The sequence below is a fragment of the Fodinibacter luteus genome, from assembly GCF_039541575.1.
GTDB classification, from domain to species: domain Bacteria; phylum Actinomycetota; class Actinomycetes; order Actinomycetales; family Dermatophilaceae; genus Fodinibacter; species Fodinibacter luteus.
This window is the reverse complement of the sequence record NZ_BAABGM010000015.1, coordinates 146,509-165,912: the sequence shown is the minus strand read 5'-3', so window position 1 is coordinate 165,912 and position 19,404 is coordinate 146,509. Positions and strand designations below refer to the sequence as shown.

General features: G+C 72.4%; 18 protein-coding genes and 2 tRNA genes. 12 read left to right on the top strand and 8 right to left on the bottom strand.

Translation table 11 applies throughout. The features are described from left to right. Window positions 1-9: 9 nt before the first annotated feature. From bcp to ABD899_RS12620, 3 genes are read left to right on the top strand one after another with little or no spacing between them, the layout of a single operon-like run. A complete protein-coding gene (gene bcp, locus ABD899_RS12630) occupies window positions 10-480 on the top strand; it encodes a thioredoxin-dependent thiol peroxidase (RefSeq protein WP_345206493.1) in 471 nt (156 codons plus the stop codon). Between the two features lie 7 nt (window positions 481-487). Continuing rightward, window positions 488-859, top strand: a complete 372-nt coding sequence (locus ABD899_RS12625; protein WP_345206490.1) for a DUF3618 domain-containing protein — start codon at window positions 488-490, stop codon at window positions 857-859. 1 nt (window position 860) lies between these two features. Next, window positions 861-1,202 (top strand): GroES family chaperonin, encoded by a 342-nt coding sequence (locus ABD899_RS12620; RefSeq protein ID WP_425474964.1) that lies wholly within the window; start codon window positions 861-863, stop codon window positions 1,200-1,202. Window positions 1,203-1,427: 225 nt separating this feature from the next. Here the strand turns inward: ABD899_RS12620 and ABD899_RS12615 are convergent. From ABD899_RS12615 to orn, 4 genes are all read right to left on the bottom strand, one after another. Beyond that, window positions 1,428-1,503 (bottom strand) — tRNA-Lys (locus ABD899_RS12615). A gap of 72 nt (window positions 1,504-1,575) precedes the next feature. Then, complete coding sequence (locus ABD899_RS12610) at window positions 1,576-2,292, bottom strand: copper resistance CopC family protein (RefSeq protein ID WP_345206488.1); 717 nt, start codon at window positions 2,290-2,292, stop codon at window positions 1,576-1,578. 118 nt (window positions 2,293-2,410) lie between these two features. Continuing rightward, window positions 2,411-2,486: transfer RNA gene (locus ABD899_RS12605), tRNA-His, on the bottom strand. Between the two features lie 61 nt (window positions 2,487-2,547). After that, window positions 2,548-3,258, bottom strand: a complete 711-nt coding sequence (gene orn / locus ABD899_RS12600) for an oligoribonuclease (RefSeq protein WP_345206485.1) — start codon at window positions 3,256-3,258, stop codon at window positions 2,548-2,550. Between the two features lie 71 nt (window positions 3,259-3,329). Here orn and ABD899_RS12595 point away from each other — a divergent pair, with 71 nt between their 5' ends. The 6 genes from ABD899_RS12595 (at window position 3,330) to ABD899_RS12570 (ending at window position 11,029) form a co-directional block, all read left to right on the top strand. Continuing rightward, window positions 3,330-4,493, top strand: a complete 1,164-nt coding sequence (locus tag ABD899_RS12595; protein ID WP_345206483.1) for a PrsW family intramembrane metalloprotease — start codon at window positions 3,330-3,332, stop codon at window positions 4,491-4,493. A 127-nt stretch (window positions 4,494-4,620) separates the two neighbouring features. Next, window positions 4,621-5,835 (top strand): M20 metallopeptidase family protein, encoded by a 1,215-nt coding sequence (locus ABD899_RS12590; RefSeq protein WP_345206480.1) that lies wholly within the window; start codon window positions 4,621-4,623, stop codon window positions 5,833-5,835. Window positions 5,836-5,999: 164 nt separating this feature from the next. After that, complete coding sequence (locus ABD899_RS12585) at window positions 6,000-6,233, top strand: hypothetical protein (protein ID WP_345206477.1); 234 nt, start codon at window positions 6,000-6,002, stop codon at window positions 6,231-6,233. A 45-nt stretch (window positions 6,234-6,278) separates the two neighbouring features. After that, window positions 6,279-8,900: a winged helix-turn-helix domain-containing protein gene (locus tag ABD899_RS12580; RefSeq protein ID WP_345206474.1), complete on the top strand. Its 2,622-nt coding sequence runs from the start codon at window positions 6,279-6,281 to the stop codon at window positions 8,898-8,900. 141 nt (window positions 8,901-9,041) lie between these two features. Further along, window positions 9,042-9,704, top strand: coding sequence for a GAP family protein (locus ABD899_RS12575; RefSeq protein ID WP_345206472.1), 663 nt, complete (start codon window positions 9,042-9,044; stop codon window positions 9,702-9,704). 26 nt (window positions 9,705-9,730) lie between these two features. Continuing rightward, complete coding sequence (locus ABD899_RS12570) at window positions 9,731-11,029, top strand: cation:proton antiporter domain-containing protein (protein ID WP_345206469.1); 1,299 nt, start codon at window positions 9,731-9,733, stop codon at window positions 11,027-11,029. A gap of 42 nt (window positions 11,030-11,071) precedes the next feature. On the opposite strand, the gene ABD899_RS12565 is transcribed toward ABD899_RS12570, so the two are convergent. From ABD899_RS12565 to ABD899_RS12550, 4 genes are all read right to left on the bottom strand, one after another. After that, window positions 11,072-12,412, bottom strand: coding sequence for an anaerobic sulfatase maturase (locus ABD899_RS12565; protein WP_345206467.1), 1,341 nt, complete (start codon window positions 12,410-12,412; stop codon window positions 11,072-11,074). Window positions 12,413-12,459: 47 nt separating this feature from the next. Beyond that, window positions 12,460-14,814, bottom strand: coding sequence for a sulfatase-like hydrolase/transferase (locus ABD899_RS12560; protein ID WP_345206464.1), 2,355 nt, complete (start codon window positions 14,812-14,814; stop codon window positions 12,460-12,462). Window positions 14,815-14,889: 75 nt separating this feature from the next. Next, entirely contained in the window at window positions 14,890-15,051 is a 162-nt protein-coding gene (locus tag ABD899_RS12555) for a hypothetical protein (RefSeq protein ID WP_345206462.1), read from the bottom strand. Window position 15,052: 1 nt separating this feature from the next. Next, complete coding sequence (locus ABD899_RS12550) at window positions 15,053-15,517, bottom strand: DUF6325 family protein (protein ID WP_345206460.1); 465 nt, start codon at window positions 15,515-15,517, stop codon at window positions 15,053-15,055. 278 nt (window positions 15,518-15,795) lie between these two features. On the opposite strand from ABD899_RS12550, the gene ABD899_RS12545 reads away from it, so the two are divergent. The 3 genes from ABD899_RS12545 to ABD899_RS12535 all read left to right on the top strand — a co-directional run bounded on the left by ABD899_RS12545 (window position 15,796) and on the right by ABD899_RS12535 (window position 19,201). Next, window positions 15,796-16,968 (top strand): ABC transporter substrate-binding protein, encoded by a 1,173-nt coding sequence (locus tag ABD899_RS12545; RefSeq protein ID WP_345206457.1) that lies wholly within the window; start codon window positions 15,796-15,798, stop codon window positions 16,966-16,968. Beyond that, window positions 16,943-17,395, top strand: a complete 453-nt coding sequence (locus ABD899_RS12540) for a rhodanese-like domain-containing protein (protein WP_345206455.1) — start codon at window positions 16,943-16,945, stop codon at window positions 17,393-17,395. The genes ABD899_RS12545 and ABD899_RS12540 overlap by 26 nt, the downstream gene beginning before the upstream one ends. 207 nt (window positions 17,396-17,602) lie before the next feature. Continuing rightward, window positions 17,603-19,201 (top strand): MFS transporter, encoded by a 1,599-nt coding sequence (locus ABD899_RS12535; protein ID WP_345206452.1) that lies wholly within the window; start codon window positions 17,603-17,605, stop codon window positions 19,199-19,201. Window positions 19,202-19,404 lie beyond the last annotated feature (203 nt).

Below are 19,404 nucleotides of genomic sequence, written 5' to 3'. Positions count from 1 at the left end.
GAGGCCACCGTGGGTGACCGGCTCAGCCCCGGCGACATCGCGCCCGACTTCACCCTGCCCGACGACACCGGCTCGCAGGTGACGCTGAGCGACCTGCGCGGCGGCAAGGTCATCGTCTACTTCTACCCCGCCGCGATGACCCCCGGCTGCACGACGCAGGCTTGCGACTTCAGCGACTCGCTCGAGTCGCTGCGGGCCGACGGCTACACCGTGCTCGGCATCTCACCCGACATGCCCGAGAAGCTCGCGAAGTTCCGGGAGAAGGAGGGCCTGACCATCACCCTCCTCTCCGACGCCGACCGCGCGGTCATGACGGCGTGGGGCGCGTTCGGCGAGAAGATGATGTACGGCAAGACCGTGCAGGGCGTCATCCGCAGCACCGTCGTGCTCGACGAGGACGGCACCGTGTCGCACGCCTGGTACAACGTCAAGGCCACCGGCCACGTCGCGAAGCTGCGTCGCGACCTCGGACTCGAGTGAGGACACCATGAGCACCTCCCAGCCCACCCCCGGCGGCACGACGGCACCCGGATCGGCGTCATCGGGCCCGGCGTCCGCACCGGCCACCCCGGCCGCCCCGGCCACCCCGGCCGCTCCGGCCCCGCCCGTGTCGATCCCCGCCCTCGAGGCCGAGATCAGCGCCCGGCGCGACCGGCTCGCGCAGACCATCGACGAGCTCGTCGAGCGCGCCCACCCCCGCTCGATCATCCACCGCCGCACCGAGGCGGCCAAGCAGCGCTTCGCCGACGTCGCGACGACCCCTGAGGGCGACCTGCGGGTCGAGCGGCTCGCCGCGGCCATCGCGGTCGTGGCGGTCATCGGCGGGTGGCTCGTCTACCGTCGCGTCCGCCGCGGCTGACGTGACCCCGCGGCAGGGGCAGGACCGCACCCGCCTGCCCGTCCGGATGCTGCACGACCGCATCCTCGTGAGCGTCGAGGGCGAGGCGGGGGAGCGGCGCTCCGGCGGCGGCATCGTCATCCCGGCGACGGCCAGCGTGGGCCGTCGCCTGTCGTGGGGGGCCGTCGTGGCCACCGGCCCGAACGTGCGCCAGGTCGAGGTCGAGGACCGTGTGCTCTTCGACCCCGAGGAGCGGGCCGAGGTCGAGATCGGCGGCAAGGACTACCTGCTGCTGCGCGAGCGCGACCTGCACGCGGTCGCCGCGACCCGGGTGCCCGAGGGGAGCACCGGGCTCTACCTGTGAGCTGACCCACCGGTGAGCCGGCCCAACGGTGAGCTGACCGACCGGTGAGCGGCCCCGGCGCTGAGCTGCTCGGGCGGGCCGGGCGGCACCGACGGAGTCGAGTGAGCACAACACGCCGGCGGACCTGCCGCATCCCGGGCGTGTCCTGCTCACTCGATCGGAGGTGATCGTTCCGGGCGCGGTTGGTGCCGATCGTGCCGGGCGGGGGAGTGACGACCGCGAGGATGGTGCGCCATCAGGGACTCGAACCCCGAACCCGCTGATTAAGAGTCAGCTGCTCTGCCAATTGAGCTAATGGCGCGCGTCGGAGACCTTAGCAGCAGGCTCCGGCCGCCGCGAAATCGGCGGCGTCACGCCCCGGGTCAGCCCCGGGTCAGCCCCGGGCGGCGCCGCCACGGTCGCCCACGGGGGCGTCGTCGTCCGCCTCCGGGGCGGCCCCGGTGCCACCCGCCGGCCGGCTGCGGAGGCGCCGGCCGACGGTGAGCGCGAGCACCGCGAGCACGGCCGCCACGGCGGCGATGAGCCACGGGGACAGGCCGTCCGAGCCCTCGGTCGATACCGGGGTCGAGGACCCCTGTGGGGTGGGCGAGGCGCTGGGGGCGGTGCTCGCCTCGTCGCCCGTGGACGGGGACGGCGTCGCGGATGCCGGGTCGCTCGGCTGCGTCGTGACGCTCGGGCCTGCGGTGGTCGTGAAGGTCAGGGAGCCGGAGATCGGGTGGCCGTCGGCGCTGACGACGCGGTAGGTCACGGTGTGCGCGCCGGCCGGCAGCTCGGCGGCCAGGGCCTGGGTCACCGTGCGGCCGTCGACGACCGGGCTGCCGTCGGCCTCGGCACCGTCGGGCCCGGCCACCCTGACCGCGACGAAGTCGGGGTTGACCTCCTCGTTGAACTCCAGCGCGACCTGCGTCGCCGTGTCGACGGTGCTGCCGTCCGCGGGCGCCGACCCGACGAGGCGGGCGTGCAGGGCCAGGCCCCCGGCGGTTCCCGCAGGCCCTGCGGCGGGTGTCGCGAACGCCGGGGCGACGGCCACGACGACGAGGGCGAGCAGCACGACGACGGTGACGACGGCGGACAGGCGGCGGGACGGCATGCCCCCATCCTCCCAAAGCCGACCTGCCGGCCGTGCCGCGGGTGAGCGAGGCCCTGCGACTGCGGGCGGGAACGCGCGAACCCCCGACCCGCACAAGCGGATCGGGGGTTCGGCGGCGTGGGGTGAGTAACGGGACTTGAACCCGCGGCCCCCTGGACCACAACCAGGTGCTCTACCAGCTGAGCTATACCCACCACGGCGGGCGGACGGCATCCGAGGATGCCGTGGCGCCCGCAGCGCGGACCATCGTACCTGCTACTCGGGGGTGCTCCGGACCACGTCCGGGGGACCAGCCGGGGCGCCACCCCGGTGGCCACCGTGGTCGACGACGTGACGGGCCGCGATGCTGCGCGCCTGCTCCGTGGAGGGTCCGGGCGGGGGCACGAAGACCGCCTCGCGGTAGTAGCGGAGCTCGGCGATGGACTCCCGGATGTCGGCGAGCGCCCGGTGGCCACCGCTCTTCGCCGGGGCCGCGAAGTAGGCGCGCGGGTACCAGCGGCGCGAGAGCTCCTTGATCGACGACACGTCGATGATCCGGTAGTGCAGGTGGGCCTCGAGGTCGGGCATGTCGCGGGCGAGGAAGGCCCGGTCGGTCGCGACGGTGTTGCCGCCGAGCGGGGCCCGGCCCGCCTCGGGTGCCCAGGCGCGGACGTGGTCGAGGACGAGCTCCTGGGCCTGCTCGAGGGTGACACCGGCCTCGAGCTCGTCGAGCAGCCCCGACGTCGTGTGCATGTCCCGCACGAAGTCGCCCATCTGGGCGAGCGCGGCGTCCGGGGGACGGATGACGACGTCGACGCCGTCGCCGAGCACGGTGAGCTCGTAGTCGGTGACGAGGGCGGCGACCTCGACGAGCGCGTCGGTCTCGAGGGACAGGCCGGTCATCTCGCAGTCGATCCAGACGATCCGGTCGCTCAGGGCGCGCTCGGTGCCGGGCGGGGCGGGGTGGTCGGGGCCGGGCAGGGTCATGGGGGCCATGCTAGGCGCGACCCGTCGAGTGGGAGGCCGGGGTCCGGGCGGCTGCACTAGGGTCGCGTGCCATGAGTCGGGACCTCGCGACGCACCGGCCCGACACCCTCGTGCGCCGCGACCCGACATCCCGCCCGGCCCTGCGCGGGTGGCTGTTCACCGGCATCGCCGGCCTCGGCTTCCTCCTCGTGCTCCTCGTCGTCGCGTCGTACTTCGGTGCCGCGTTCGGGGTGCAGACGACCCTGCTCGCGCTCGTCGCCGCCGTCGTGCCGCTCGGCATCGTCATCCCGACCTTCCTGTGGCTCGACCGGTTCGAGTCGGAGCCGACCCGCCTCCTCGTCGGCGCGTTCCTCTGGGGCGCCCTCGTGGCGGCCCTCGTCGCGGCCGTGTTCAACACGAGCGCGATCGCGGTGCTCGAGGTCGTCACGGACCCCGAGTCGGCGCTCGCGACGACTGCCGTGCTCGTCGCCCCCTTCGTCGAGGAGGCCGCGAAGGGCGTGCTCGTCCTCGTCGTCTGGTGGTTCCTGCGGCACGAGTTCGACGGCATCACCGACGGCATGGTCTATGCCGGTGTCTGCGCGGCGGGCTTCGCCTTCACCGAGAACATCCACTACCTCTCCGTCGCGTGGTCGCAGGGCGGCGCCGAGGCGCTCACCGGCACCTTCGTCGTGCGCTGCCTGCTGTCGCCCTTCGCCCACCCGATGTTCACGGTCCTCACCGGGGTCGGCATCGGGGTGGCGGCGACGAGCCGCACGTGGCTGCCACGGCTCGTCGCGCCGGTCATCGGGTACCTCCTCGCGGTCCTCAGCCACGCGCTGTGGAACCTCGCGGCGGTGTCGGGGGGCCAGGGCATGGTGGCGGTCTACCTCCTCGTCCAGGTGCCGGTCTTCCTCGCCTTCCTCGGGTTCGTCGGCTGGGCGCGGCGCCACGAGGGCCGGCTCATCGGCGAGCACCTGCGTCCCTACGCGGATGCCGGCTGGCTCTCGCCCGCGGAGGTCGCGATGCTCGCCTCGATGCCGCAGCGCCGCGAGGCCCGGGCCTGGGCCCGCGCCAACACCGGCCGCGAGGGCCTCGCCGCGATGCGGGCCTTCCAGGATGCCGCGAGCGAGCTCGCGCTCCTGCGTCGCCGCGTGCAGCACGGGGCCGCCGACGCCCATGCCGTCGAGCAGGAGCGCGAGCGGCTCCTCGCGCTGCGGGCGCGCAGGGCGCAGTTCGTCGGGATGCCGACCACGTGAAGCGGTGCGAGGGCGCGCGACCCCCGGCCGCCCGGCATCCGCATGACGACACCCCGCGCCCGCGCCGCCCGGCATCCGCGGCCCGCCCCTGACGACCCCGCCCACATCCACCCCGAGAGGACCACCCGTGACCGACGCCCTCGCCGTCGCCCGCCGCATCGGACCGGAGCTCGTCGACCTGCGGCGCCGGCTCCACCGCATCCCCGAGCTCGGCCTGCACCTGCCCGACACCCAGGCGGCGGTGCTCGACGCGCTGGACGGGATCGACCTCGAGGTGACCACGGGGGAGTCGCTCAGCTCGGTCGTCGCGGTGCTGCGCGGCCGGGCGCCGGTGTCGGGCGAGCGCCCGGTCGTGCTGCTGCGCGGTGACATGGACGCGCTGCCGGTGACCGAGGAGGTCGACGTCGACTACGCGTCGCAGCGGCCGGGGCTCATGCACGCGTGCGGGCACGACCTGCACGTGGCGGCCCTCGTCGGCGCCGCGCGGATCCTGGACGAGCTGCGCGAGGAGCTCGTCGGGGACGTCGTGCTCATGTTCCAGCCGGGCGAGGAGGGGCCGGGCGGGGCGGAGCCGATGATCCGTGAGGGCCTGCTCGAGGCCGCCGGCCGCCGGGTCGACGCCGCGTACACCGTGCACGTCTACTCGGCCGACCACCCGCTCGGGGTCTGGTTCGGCCGTCCCGGCACGCTCATGGCGGCGGCCGACGAGGTCACCGTCACCGTGCACGGCCTCGGTGGCCACGGCGCGGCGCCGGAACGCACGAAGGACCCGGTGCCGGTGGCGTGCGAGGTCGTGCTCGCCTTCCAGACGGCGGTGACCCGGCAGTTCAGCGTCTGGGACCCGGTCGTGCTCACGGTCGGGCGGGTGGCCGCGGGGACGAAGGACAACATCATCCCCGACGACGCCCGGATCGAGGCCACCCTGCGGACCTTCTCGAAGGAGAACCGGGCGCGCGCCCACGAGGTCGTGACCCGCGTCGCGCAGCACGTCGCCCTCGCCCACGGCCTGACCGCTGAGGTGACGATCGGCAACGGCTACCCCGTGACGGTCAACGACGTCGACGAGTTCGCCTTCGCGCAGGGCGTCGTCGTCGACCTGTTCGGCGCCGACCGGTGGGCCGATATGGTCGACCCCGAGGCCGGCTCGGAGGACATGTCCTTCGTCCTCGACGAGGTGCCCGGGTGCTACCTCAACATCAGCGCGTGCGCCGTGCCCGACCACCGGGACGCCGAGGACAACCACTCCCCGCGCGCGGCCTTCGACGACTCGGTCGTGCCCGACGTCGCGGCGGCGCTGGCGGAGATGGCCCTGCGCCGCTCGCGTCGGCACGCGCCGGGCTGACGGGCGGTGGTTCCACCGGCCCGCCGACCGAGAACGTCACTCGCGGAGGGTGATGCCGGGGGCGGTCGGCGGTCCTAGCGTGATCAGGGTTCCCGGCGATGGTCCAGCACGCTGGCGACGCAGTGGTCGGTGGCCGAGGCCGCACGAACCGGAAGGGCGGGCCCGTGACTCGTTATGAGATCGTCGTCGAAGGAGAGGTCGGTCCCCTGACCGCGGCCGCCATCGAGGGCTTCGAGGCCCGAGCGGACGAGGGCCGCACCCACCTCGTGGGGGACGTCGTCGACCAAGCCGCCTTCCACGGCCTGCTCAACCGGTGCCAGGACCTGCGACTCGAGATCGTCGAGATCCACCGGCTGGGCGAGCACGAGCACGGCGGCGCGCCGGGGACGTCGACCTGACGGGACGCCCAGCGAGGAGCGGCCGCGGGATGCGACGATCGCCGTATGCCGAAACGCCCCGGGCTGGACCCTCTCCACCAGCCCCTGCCCCGCACGGTCGTGGTTCGCCCACGGCTGCTGCGGCGCCTGGACGCCCTGGGCCCGGGCGGGCTGGGGCTGGTCATCGCGTCGGCCGGGTCGGGCAAGTCCGTGCTCGTGCGTCAGTGGGCGGCGGCCCGCCCCGGGCTGGGCTTCGGCGCGCTCGCCCTCGGCCCGCACCACGACGACCCCGTGGTCCTCCTGCGCGACCTGGTCGCGGCGATCCGGGAGGCCGCCCCGGGTGTCGATGTCGGCGTGACCAGGGCGACCGTCCCCGGCGGACGGGGGCTCGGGGACGTCGTGGTCGAGTCCCTCCAGGGGGTCCTCGCAGCCCTGCCGGGCGACGTGGCGCTCGTCATCGAGGACCTGCACGCGCTGACGAACGCGGAGCTCGTGCACGACCTGGGCCGGCTGGTGTGCGCGCTGCCCGCGTCGACCCGCGCCGTCGTCACGAGCCGGCGCGACCCTCCGTGGGCCGTCCACACCGTGCGGGTGGAGGACAGGCTCGTCGAGCTGCGCAGCGCCGACCTGGCGTTCGGCACCGAGGACGGGCAGGCGCTGCTGGTGAACCTCCTCGGCCGTCCGCTGACGCGCGAGCAGGCGGGAGCGCTCCTGACCCGGACGGACGGGTGGGCGGTCGGCCTCCAGCTGGCCGCCATCTCCCTGCGCGACTCGCCCGACCTCGACAGCTCCATCGAGGCCTTCGCCGGCAGCCACCGGCTCGTCGCCGAGTACCTCGTCGGGGAGGTCCTCGACCAGCAGGACCCGCAGGTCCGCCGCTTCCTCTTGCAGACGTCGGTGCTCGGCTGGCTGTCGCCCGAGGTGTGTGATGCGGTGACCGGCGCCGGGAACGCGCGGCGGATGCTCGAGGAGCTCGAGCGACGCTCGCTGTTCCTCCTCCCACTCGACCGGTCCGGAGGACTGTTCCGGTACCACCACCTCTTCGCCGACCTGCTGCTCTACCGACTGCGGGCGGAAGCCCCGGACACCGAGGCCGACCTGCACCGACGAGCCGCGAGGTGGCTGCTCGACCACGGGCGGGGGGAGGAGGCCGTCGACCACCTGCTCGCCGCGGGGGACCACGCCGCGGCGTTCGACGTGATCTCCGACGTCGGCCACCTGCTCTACGAGCGGGGGGAGGTTGCGACCGTCCTCGGCTGGCTCCGGACGATCGAACGAGCGCAGTCCCCGTGCCCGGGCGCCGTCGTGGTGAGCCTGCTCGCGGCGCAGGTGGCCGTCGACGAGGTCGGGGTGGCCGCGGACACCTACCGCCGGCTCCTGCGACGCTCGGACCTCACCCTCGGGGAGCGAACGGCTGCGCACGCGCTGTTCACCATCCTGGGGTTCAGGGACATCCCCCCGGAGGCCGTCACCCGCGCGGCCGCCCAGGTGAGGGAGGCCCTCCCTCACCTCGGCCACGGAGAGGTCGTCAACTTCCTGGGCATCGGCGGTCGGGACTCGGTGGAGGTCATGGCCGAGTACGGAGCTGCGGGGGCCCTGTTCCTCACCGGGGACGTCGCGGGTGCCGCGCGGTCCCTGGACCACGTGCTCTCCCTCCCGGGGACCGCCTACCCGGTCTGGAAGGTCTACGTGCTCGGCCTCCTCGCCCTCACCCGGGCTTGGTCGGGCCACTCCACGGAGGCGCTGCGCCTGGCCGCGTCCGCGGGCGCGGCCGCGCGGGCCGCCGGGCTGGCCCACCATTCCGCGCGCCTCAACGCCCACCTGGCCGCTGCGCTGGCCCACCTCGACCGGGTCGAGCTCGAGGCCGCAGCCGCCAGCCTGGACCTGTCCCGCCCCCTCCTGTCCCGTCGGCGCGCCAGCGTCGCCTACTTCGACCTGCAGGCGGCCCTCGAGATCCGCCTCCTGGCTGCGATCGAGGGCACGGACGAGGCCTTTGCCCGGCTCGGGGACTGGGACAGCAGCCTCTCCGAGGCCCCGGTCCTGCGGCTGGCCCGGCACGCGTTCGAGGCGCGCCTGCTCGTGTGGACCGGTCGCCTCGCCGAGGCCCAGGCACTGCTGCAGGCTGACCCCGCCGACGCCACCCTCGCTCCGGCGCGCATCGACCTGGCCCTGGCCCGGGCCGACGTCCGCGAGGCACGGCGCCTCCTCGACGGCTGGCTGCCGCGGGAGGACGACCTCAGGGCCTCGCTGCGGCACCGGCTCTCCTCCTTCGCCGTGCTGCGTGCCGAGGGGCAGCGTGACCCGGCCCGCCTCGTCCTCGACGAGTCGGTCGCCCTCGCCCACGCGGACCAGATGCACTGGCCCTTCGTCGAGGTGCCCGAAGCGCTGCAGGCCGTGCGCCGCCACGGCAGCCGCGACCCGGCCCTGGTCTCGGACGCACTCTGGCACGTCGCGCAGCGCCTGCACCCGCGCTTGCGCGCCCAGGCCGCGCTGCCCGAGCACCTGACCGAGCGTGAGCTCGAGGTCCTCGCGTACCTGCCGGGCCGGATGAAGAACGAGGAGATCGCAGCGGAGCTGTTCGTGTCCGTGAACACCGTCAAGACCCACCTGCGCAACATCTACGCCAAGCTCGGGGTCACCGAGCGCAACGACGCGGTGCACCGGGCCGTCGAGCTGGGCCTGCTCTGAACGGTCGGCAGCCACCGGCCGGCTCATCCGGTCGGGATGATCCTGAACCGGGGCTGCCACGCCACGATGGCAGGGTCGGCCACCGGCCAGGGCCGACGACCGCCGCCCGCCGGTGGCGGCGCCGGCACGGAAGGACATGGCATGGACGCAGTCGCAGCAGTCCTCCCCTTCGCCGTCGGGGTGGCGATCAGCCCGGTGCCGATCATCGCCGTGATCCTCATGCTGTTCTCCAGCCGGGCCAAGGTCAACGGGCCGATGTTCCTGCTCGGCTGGGCCGTGGCGCTGGCGGTCGTCAGCACAGTGGCGTTCCTGGCCGGAGAGGCCGGGTCGGAGACCACCACCGCCGACGTGGTCTCCTGGTCGCAGGTCCTCGTCGGCGCGCTCTTCGTGCTGCTGGCCGCGCGCACGTGGCGCGGGCGCGCGGCACCCGGGGAGCCGGCGGAACCGCCGAAGTGGATGGCCGGGATCGACTCGTTCTCACCCGTCAAGGCACTCACGCTCGCGCTCCTGCTGGCGGGGGTGAACCCCAAGAACCTGCTGCTCGCGGCGGGTGCGGGTGGGGCCGTCGCCGCCCTCGGACTTCCGACGACCGAGGCGGTCCTCTCGCTCGGCGTGTTCGTCGTCGTCGCCAGCCTGACGATCGCCGGACCCGTCGTGTACTACCTGGTCGGCGGCGCCGGCGCACGCTCCAGGCTCGACGCCACGAAGGAGTGGCTCGCGATCCACAACGACGCCGTGATGACGGTGCTGTTCCTCGTCCTCGGCGTGAACCTGATCTCCAAGGGCATCCCGCCGCTCACCTAGCGCCGCCTCCAGCGAAAGGACCCGCGATGGACGCCACCGCGATCGTCGTCATCACCGCGACGCTGTTCGGCTGGAGCCTGGTCTCACGCCGGCTCGCCCGCGCCGACCTGACCGCGCCGATCGTCTTCATCGTCGTGGGTGCCGCGCTCGCCTGGGCCGGCCTGGTCGAGGGCCCGGAGGAGTCCGCGGCGCTCACCGTGCTCGTCGAGGTCACGCTCGTCTGGGTGCTCTTCTCGGATGCCGCCCGGCTGCCGCTGCGCGAGCTGCGCCACGACGTCGGGCGGTACCTCCGCCTCCTCGGCATCGGCCTGCCGCTCACGGTCCTGCTCGGCTGGGCCCTGTCCGCCTGGTTCTGGCCGGAGCTGGGCCTCTGGCTGGCCCTGTTCGTCGGCGCCGCCCTCGCGCCCACCGACGCCGCGCTCGGTGTGCCCGTCGTGACGAACCCGGTCGTGCCGTCCAGGATCCGTCAGCTCATCACCGTCGAGAGCGGCCTCAACGACGGCATCGTGACCCCGGTCGTCATGCTGGCCATCGCCGGCGCGGCCGCCGCGGCCGGGCTCGAGGGCCACGAGGGTGCCGGAAGCGCCGTCGTCCAGCTGGCCCTGGGCGTGCTCGTCGGTTCCCTCGTCGGTGCAGCAGGGGGCTGGCTCGTCCGCCAGGCCGGTCGCCGTGGCCTGGCCGCGGAGGACTTCGCAGGGGTCGGGGTGCTCGCCCTGGCCCTGCTCGCGTACGCCGCGGCGCTCGCGGTGGACGCCAACGGGTTCGTGGCGGCGTTCTGCGGCGGGCTGGCCTTCGGTGGCCGCGCCGGCCGCCGCGCACCGCGGCAGCTCGTCTTCCTCGAGCAGATGGGCGAGCTCGTCTCCGCGCTGGTGTGGCTGGCCTTCGGGGCGGTGGCCCTGCCGATCATGCTCGACCGTGTCGACGCCCTCATGGTGCTCTACGCCGTGCTCAGCCTCACCGTCGTGCGCATGCTGCCGGTGGCGCTCGCCCTCGTCGGCAGCGGGCTCAACCGCCGGACGGTGCTCTTCGTGGGGTGGTTCGGCCCCAGGGGGCTGGCCTCGCTCGTGTTCGGCCTGCTCGCCCTCGAGGCACTCGGGCCGGTCGCGGACGAGGCGCTGGCCGTCGTCACCGTCACCGTGCTGCTCAGCGTGCTGGCCCACGGGTTCAGTGCCGCACCGCTCGCGGCGCGCTACGGAGCGGCCGAGGCGGCTGCGGGGCCGGAGGCCGGAGGCCCGGTCGAGGTCACCGAGCTCCGACCGTCGCGCGCTGCTCGGCACCGGGCGCGACAGCCCACCGACACCGGCGCGCCACCCGCCGACGGCTGACGACCACCGGGTCGGGCACCAGCCGTGCCCGCCGACTCGGTGTCAGCCGGCGGCGTCAACGCCGTGGCACTCGGACCAGGTGCGTCCGCCGGCGCAGGTGCACGGCTCGTCCGGCGCCCGCTTCGCGTCGCGGACGGCGTACCAGTCGCGCAGCCCGGTGGCGTCGCGACCGCGGCGCAGCAGGTCGGCCATGACCCGCATCGGTGCGTCGACGTGGCGGAAGAAGTCCTGGTACCCGGCGCAGAGGTAGTGCAGGCCGGGTTCGCCGTCGGGGGTGGTGGTGAAGCGGTCCTTGGGGCAGCCGCCGTTGCAGGCGAACCGCACGTCGCAGGAGCGGCAGTACTGGGGCAGCGTGTCCAGCTTGGCCTGCCCGAAGGCCTTCTGCTGCGGCAGGTTGACGAGCTCGAGCATCGTGCGTCCCTGCGCGATGTTGCCCAGCAGGTAGCCGGGCTCGACGTAGTGGTCGCACGAGTAGAGGTCGCCGTTGTGCTCCAACGCGACGGCGTCCCCGCACGTGCGGGCGTGCACGCACAGCCCGACCTGGTCCATGCCCATCCAGTGGGCCAGGGCGGTGTCGAACATCGAGACGAACACGTCGCCGACGTCGTGCCGGGCCCACTCCTCGAAGACGTCGATGAGGAACCGCCCGTACTGGGCCGCCCCGACGGTGCGGTGCGTGACGAGGTCGCCCTGCTGCCGGTACAGCGGGCGGTCACCGGTGCGGGCGCCCCAGCCCGACTCGGCCAAGGGCAGCAGCTCGGCGGTGACCCGCTCCACGACCGGGATGAGCTGCACGAACGTCGCCCCCAGCTCGTCCCGCAGGAACCGGTACACCCGCAGCCCGTGGTCCCCGTTGGCCGCGTTGACGGTGGTCAGCGCGTTCCAGTCGACCCCGTGCCGCTTCAGCGCATCCAGGCCACGGACGACCCGGTCGAAGGTCGGCTTGCCGCCCTTGTCGACCCGGTAGGCGTCGTGCATCTCGCGCGGCCCGTCGATCGAGACCCCGACGAGGAAGTCGTTCTCCTTGAGGAAGGCGCACCACTCGTCGTCGAGCAGCGTCGCGTTGGTCTGCATCGTGTTGAGGACCCGCTGCCCGGGCGCCGCGTACCGGCGCTCCAGCTCGAGGGTGCGCCGGAAGAAGTCGATGCCCATGAGCGTGGGCTCACCGCCCTGGAACGCGACGACCACCTCGTCGACCCCGCGCTGGGCGGCGAGCAGCTGGGCGATGTACGCCTCGTGCACGTCCGACGGCATCCGGAAGCCGCTGCCGGGGTACAGCTCGTCCTTGGACAGGAAGAAGCAGTACTCGCAGTCCAGGTTGCAGATCGCCCCGGTGGGCTTGGACATGACGTGGAAGGCCCGCGGTGCCGTCAGTGCCGTCATCGCGGACCTTCCGTCGTTGGCCGGCTCACCCGAGCGGGCGACCGGTGTCAGTCGAGGATGAACCAGCCCCGCACCTCGGCCTCGTGGTCGCGGTAGCGCTCCCCGGAGACGTCGACGACCACCTTGTCGATGGTGCCACCGGTGAACGCGAACGGCGCCGTGTAGCTGGGCGACACGGGGGAGGCGTCGTCGCGGCCGACGCACAGGCCGTCGCCGACGAGGCAGAAGGCGCCCGGCTGCGTCACGATGGTGTCGCTGCCGACGGCCTCGCCGTCGACGTACAGGGTGAGCGGTCCCTTGGCACCGGCCATCATCGGGTCCTCGCTGCGACCCTGGGCCACGAACTCGGCGGTGATGACGTGCGGACCGGGCTCGAGGGCCCGGTCGGCGGTGATCGTCTGCAGGTGGGTGCCGACCCAGTTGAAGACGTAGGTCAGCCGTTGGTCCTGGACGAAGAGGCTGTGCCCGCCGGCGACGCCGCCCTGGGCGAAGATGACGCCCTCGGCGTCGGCCGAGCCGACGTCGACCCCGGCCGAGATCGTGTACGAGCGCCCGGCCGTCGCGACGGCCGACTGCTCCGGGACCGATGCGCAGTCCGGGTAGTAGACGTACCGGTCCCGCGCGGGTGTGCCGCTCGGGCGTTCGGCGAGCATCTGCTCCAGGGCGTTGCGGTCGTCGAGCGGCAGGCCGTTGTACTGCTCGGCCAGCTCGAACCATCGGGCGACCATGGCCTGCACCCGCTCCGGTTCGGCGTCGGCGAGGTTCGTGGACTGCGAGCGGTCGACCTCGACGTGGTAGAGCTCCCACACGTCCTGCTCGAACGTGCCCCAGCCGCTCAGCGGCGGGTGCATGGTGCACGCGAGCCAGCCGTCCTCGTACAGGGAGCGCTGGCCGAGCATCGAGTAGAACTGGGTGCGCTTGCCGGGCACCGTGGGGTCGGTCAGCGAGGCCGCGAAGCTCTCGCCCTCGAGCACGCGCTGGTCGTAGCCGTTGATCGTGCTCGGTGGGGTGATGCCGATGAGGTCGTAGATCGTGGGGACGACGTCGACCGCGTGCACGTACTGCGGCCGCACCGCCCCGTCGGCCGGGACCTTCGCGGGCCAGGAGACCAGGCACATGTCGGAGATGCCGCCCTCGTAGCCGGCCCACCGCTTCCAGTACGGGAACGGGGTGTCGAAGGCCCACGCCCACCCGGTGTTGTAGTGGTTGTAGGACTTCGGGCCACCGAGCTCGTCGATGTGCTCCAGGGTCAGCGAGGTCGGGGTGGGCACGTTGTTGAAGAAGCGCCACTCGTTGAACGTGCCGTTCGGGCCGCCCTCGCCGCTCGCGCCGTTGTCGGAGACGACGACGATGATCGTGTTGTCGAGCTCGCCGCTGGACTCCAGGAAGTCCATGACCCGCCCGACCTGGTCGTCGGTGTACTCGACGTAGCCGGCGAACACCTCGGCCATCCGGATGAACAGGCGCTTCTCGTCGTCGCCGAGCGACTCCCAGGGGCGCACCGTGTCGAGCATGGGCCAGGGCTGCCCGTCGGGGCCGGTCACGCCGGGCTCGCCGTGCGGGTTGATGCCGCTCAGCTCGGTGTCCTGCGGCAGCAGGCCGAGCTCCTTCTGCCGGGCCAGGATGGTCTCGCGGATCGCCTCGTAGCCGCTGTCGAAGGTGCCCTTGTACCTGTCGGCCCACTCCAGGAACACGTGGTGCGGCGCGTGGGCGGCATCCAGGCTGAAGTAGAGGAAGAAGGGCTTGTCGGGCTCGACGGCCTTGGCGTCGCGGATGAAGCGGATCGCCTGGTCGGACAGGTCCTGGGCGATGTGGTAGCCCTCGTCGGGGGTCGCGGGGGGCTCGACGGGGTGGTTGTCGTGGATGAGGTCGGGGTACCAGCCGCTGGACTCGCCACCGAGGAAGCCGTAGAACCGCTCGAAGCCCCGGCCGAGCGGCCAGCGTCGCTTCGAGGCGGCCATGCCGGTCTCCTCGCCCGGCGTGAGGTGCCACTTGCCCACGCAGTACGTGTTGTATCCGTGCTCGAGGAGGACCTCGGAGATGAAGCCGTTCTCGAACGGGATCCGGGTGGAGATGCCGGGGAAGCCCGAGCTGAACTCGGCGATCGTCGCCATCCCGTTCGACGTCGCGTTGCGCCCGGTGAGCAGCGAGGCGCGCGTGGGCGAGCACAGGGCCGTCGTGTGGAAGTTCGAGTAGCGCACGCCCGCGTCGGCGATCCGGCTCATCGTCGGCGTGCGCACCGGTCCGCCGAAGCAGTCCATCGTGCCGTAGCCCACGTCGTCCCAGACGACGAAGACGACGTTGGGCGCGCCGTCGGGCGCCTTCGGGGCGAGGTAGGGCGCCCAGTCGGGGACCGAGTCCCGGATGTCCAGCTCGATGCGTCCTGAGAACTCCGGTGTCACGGTCCTGCCTCCTGTGCGGTCGGGGACGCCGCCGGGCCTCGGCGGCGTCCCTCGGGTCGGTCTGCGGGATGCCGGTCAGCGGCGGTCGCGGCGGTCCTCACGGCGGTCCTCGCGCCGGTCGCCGCGCCTGCGGACGCCGTGGACGACGACGGCCGCGGTGCCGACGGTGGCGGCGGTGCGGGCCACGGGGGCGCCGATGACGCCGCGGCGTGCTGCGCGTGCGGGACGAAGTGGCATGTCAGTTCCCTTCCTCGGAGGCCATCTCGGCCTCGATCGATGCGGCGATGGCCTGGATGGGGATCCGGCCGGAGGCGATGAGCTGCCCCCCCGCGCGTCGGGCGGCGGCGGCGAACGGTGCGGCCCAGACGTTCTCCCAGACGACGACACCGGCGACGCTGCCGGGCTCCATGGCCTCGGCCAGCAGCTCGACGTCCTCGGCGGCCAGGATCTCGGCGATGTCGGCCTCCAGGGCGCGGATGGCGTCGACGGCCGGGGTCTCGTCGAGCTCCATCCCCTCGACCGAGCCGTCCTCGTTCTTGACGAGGATGAGCACGTCGAGGATGCGGATGATGCCGCTCTCGGCGAGCTTGGCGAGCTCAGCGGCTGCCTCACCGGTGAAGTTCTGCTGGCCCGCTGGGAACTCCAGCACGAGGTAGTCGACCGGGCCGAGCTCGTCGATCGCGGTGTCGGGGTTGTCGTTCATCAGTTCTCCTTCGCGACCCGCCACGAGGGCGGGGCGGTGGACACGGTGCCCACCTCGTCGAGCCGAGGCCCACGCGTGCCCCGGTCTCACCTCAACCTCGTCTCCGAGCGCTCCTCGCGCGTCACCCGCCGCGGATGAGATCGGGTTCCGGGGTGGCGGCCGGGCGAGTGGGCGGGATGTCATCCCGCGCAGATGAGGCGACCCGGTCCTCGGGTCAGGGAACGTGGACGTGGATCCGCTGGTCACCTCGACCGTGGAGTCGACCGGAAGGAGTCGCCATGACCGCCACCGACACGCCCCGGGTGGCCACCACCGTGCCCCTGGACTGGAACGAGGTCTGGTTCACCAACTGCCCCATGGTCTCGGCGAACAACGTCGACCAGGAGCTCGGCTGGTGCCGTGAGGAGTTCAAGAAGCTCGGTGTCGAGTACGCCTACTTCCGCCACGCCCCCGAGAACAACTGGTACCCCCACTACGTGCACAACCTCGACAACCTCATTCGCTTCGGCGGGCTGTACCCGCCGATCCACGTGCACGCCGACATCCGCCGCACGGTGCTGCTCGGGGCCACCTGGGTCCACGAGGGCGGCTGCATGGCAGTGCGCTCCCGCGACCCGCTGTTCCGGATTGCGGACCTCAGAGGCAAGAAGATCGGCATCAGCAAGAGCCTGAACACCATCAAGAACGACTGGTGGCGCATCCAGGAGCACATGGGCATCGAGACGATGCTCAAGATCCACGACATGACGATGGACGACATCGAGCTCGTCGAGTTCCCCTACCCCGACGACTGGTACGACAAGCCCGCGATGCTCGTGCCGCCGATGAACAACCCCTCCGAGCTGTGGATGCGCCGCGACCACAAGCACGACCTGGCCTTCCGGCCCCTGGAGACGGCGTTGCGCGACGGCACGGTCGACGCGATCTACACGCAGAGCAAGGTCTTCCAGCACCTGCAGGAGGCCACCGGGAAGGTCAAGATGATCGAGGACCTGTCGAGGTACCCCGACTGGACGATCCAGGTGGCCAACACCCCGGCCGTGATCACCTGCACCGACGTCATGGCCGACGAGCACCCCGAGCTCGTCCTCGCCTACATGAAGGCGATGATCAAGGTCGGCCGCTGGGCCAACGAGCACAAGCGCGCGGCCGGCGCGATCCTGAACCGCCAGACGTTCTACCTCGACGCCGAGGACACCTACCAGGGCATCAAGGACGTCGACATGGTGCCGAGCCTGAGCGCGATGAACATGCAGACGATCGGAATCGGCAAGGATTTCATGGTCAGCCACGGCTACATCAAGAACGACTTCGACGTCGCCGACTGGGCCCGCCCCGAGTTCCTCGAGAAGGCCGCCGAGGAGGTCCTCAAGGAGGAGTGGGAGCGCCGCAGCTGGAGCAAGCTGCCCGCCGGCGGGGGGCTCGATGTCGAAGGCGTGCGGCTCGGGTGACCCGGCCCGCAACGACGAAGGAGATGACAGGGATGGCCATGGGCGTCATGCAGCTGATCACGGAGGCCAGGTCGCGCGTCGGCTCGGTGTCCCCACGGACGCTGCCGAGCAGCTGAGGGCCGGCACGGCCGTGCTCTGTCGACGTGCGCCAGTCCACGGAGTGGGAGCACGGTCACATCGACGGGTCCGTCCCGGCTCCGCGAGGGTTGCTCGGGTTCTTCGCCGACCCCGCCAGCCCCCGGCACAAGAGGAACTCGATCCGGCACGACCGATGGTCGTGGTGTGCCACTCCGGAGCCCGTGCCGCCCCGGCCGCGGCCACCCTGCAGGACATGGGCTTCGGCGGCGTGGCCGTCCTCGACGGCGGCCTGACCGCCTGGCAGGATGCCGGCTTTCCGGTCACCGAGCACGAGTACGCCGGCATCTGAGGGTCGACCCTCGGCCGGATGACCGCCGACGTGCTCGTGGCCCGTGTGCGACGTGGTGTGACGTGTTCGGTGCCAGGTCGGCCGTCATCCGCCGCGGGTGATCCCCCGCCCTGCCCCTCTTCGTAACCTGTCGACGACGGCGCCGATCCGCCGTGCGACTGCGGCCCGGCCAGCGCCTGCGCCGCCCTGCCACAGCGAGGAGGATCCATGAGCCAGGCCCGAGGTCCCGAGGTCCCGACCGTCGAGCAGGGGAGCCGCCGGCTCATGGTGCTCCTCGCCATGGCGATGTTCGTCCTCGTCGTCGACACCTCCCTCATGAACGTGTCGATCTCGGCGGTCATCGAGGACCTCGACACCACGGCGAGCGGGGTGCAGTCGGCCATCGCGCTCGAGGCCCTCGTCTCGGCGGCGTTCATCCTCATCAACAGCAAGGTGGGCGACCTCATCGGCAGGAAGCGGGCCTACGTGCTCGGCCTGCTCGCGTACGCCGTCGGGGCCCTCGCGATGACCTTGACCCAGAGCCTCACCGCGATCGTCATCTTCTGGGCGATCATCGGCGGGCTGGGCGCCTCGCTGCTGCTCCCGGCGATGCAGTCACTCATCCACGGCAACTTCAGCGGAGCCGCGCAGAAGCAGGCCTACGCGCTCATCGGCGCCGCCGCGGCCATCGCCGCCGCCGTCGGGCCGCTGCTCGGCGGGTTCGTCACGACCTACCTCTCGTGGCGCGTCGGGTTCGCGCTCGAGGTGGTCATCATCGCGGTCGTGCTGAGCCAGATCCGGCTCGTCAAGGACGTTGCCTACACCGGGTCGCGCCAGGTCGACGTCGTCGGGGCGGTCCTGTCCGTGCTCGGCATGGGTGGCGTCGTGCTCGGCATCCTCGTGTGGCAGGAGGGTGGCGAGTTCGTGCTCCTCCTCATGGCCGTGGGCGCCGTGGCCCTGGGCTCCCTGGCCTGGTGGCTCACCCGCCGGAAGCGCGCCGGGCAGGTCACCCTGCTCGACCCCGACCTCTTCCGTTCCCCGAACTTCACGGCCGGCATCTCCGCCCAGATGCTCCAGCAGGTGGCCCTGGGCGGGTCGATGATCGCGCTGCCGCTCTTCCTGCAGATGACGCTGGAGTACAACGCGATGGAGGCCGGCCTGTCGCTCGCGCCGTTGTCCCTGACGATGTTCGCGGCGGCCGTGGTCGCCGGCAAGAGGGCCGGTGACCGCCGGCCGGCACGGATCATCCGCACGGGCTTCATCCTCGCGGCGGTCGGCGTGGCCGTCATCATCGTCATGGTGCCGGTCATCGACAGCGGGTGGTACCTCGCCCTTCCCCTCGTGGTCACCGGGTGCGGGCTCGGCCTGCTCGTCTCGCAGCTGAACAACTACACGCTCGCGCCGATCGAGGAGGAGCGGATCAGCGAGGCCGCGGGAGTGAACTCGGCGGCGGGGTCCTTCGGCCTCTCGTTCGGCCTGGCGATGGCGGGCGGGGTCATGCTCGCCGCCCTGGCCTTCAGCTTCACCTCGCTGACCGAGGCCAGCACGGTCATCCCTCCGGCCCAGCAGGAGCAGATCGCGACCGTGCTCGAGGAGGACGCCGAGATCATGAGCACGAGCGCGCTCGACGCCCAGATCAGCGGCCAGCCCCCGGAGGTCGAGGCGGAGGTCCTCGCCATCAACGACACGGCGCGCAACCGCTCGCTCCAGATCGCCCTGCTCGTGCCCCTGCTCGCGGCGCTGCTCGGCCTGGCCAACTCCTTCCGGATGCTGCGCCTCCCCGATGTCAAGCCGTCCGCCTCGCTCGAGGGCCTCGACCTCGGGTGACGGCCCGGCCCGCGGGCGAACGTGGGTGAACAATCCTTTCCCCGTGGCCCGCCTCGGCGACCACGCTGCCTGACCTCATCCGTCGAGCGCGTTTCGCCCGGGCGTCTCCTGCCATGCCGGTGAGCGCTCGGGCATCGAGTGAGCAGGACACGCGCGGCGTCGCCCTCGATCCCGGGCATGTTCTGCTCACTCGTGTGGTCGAT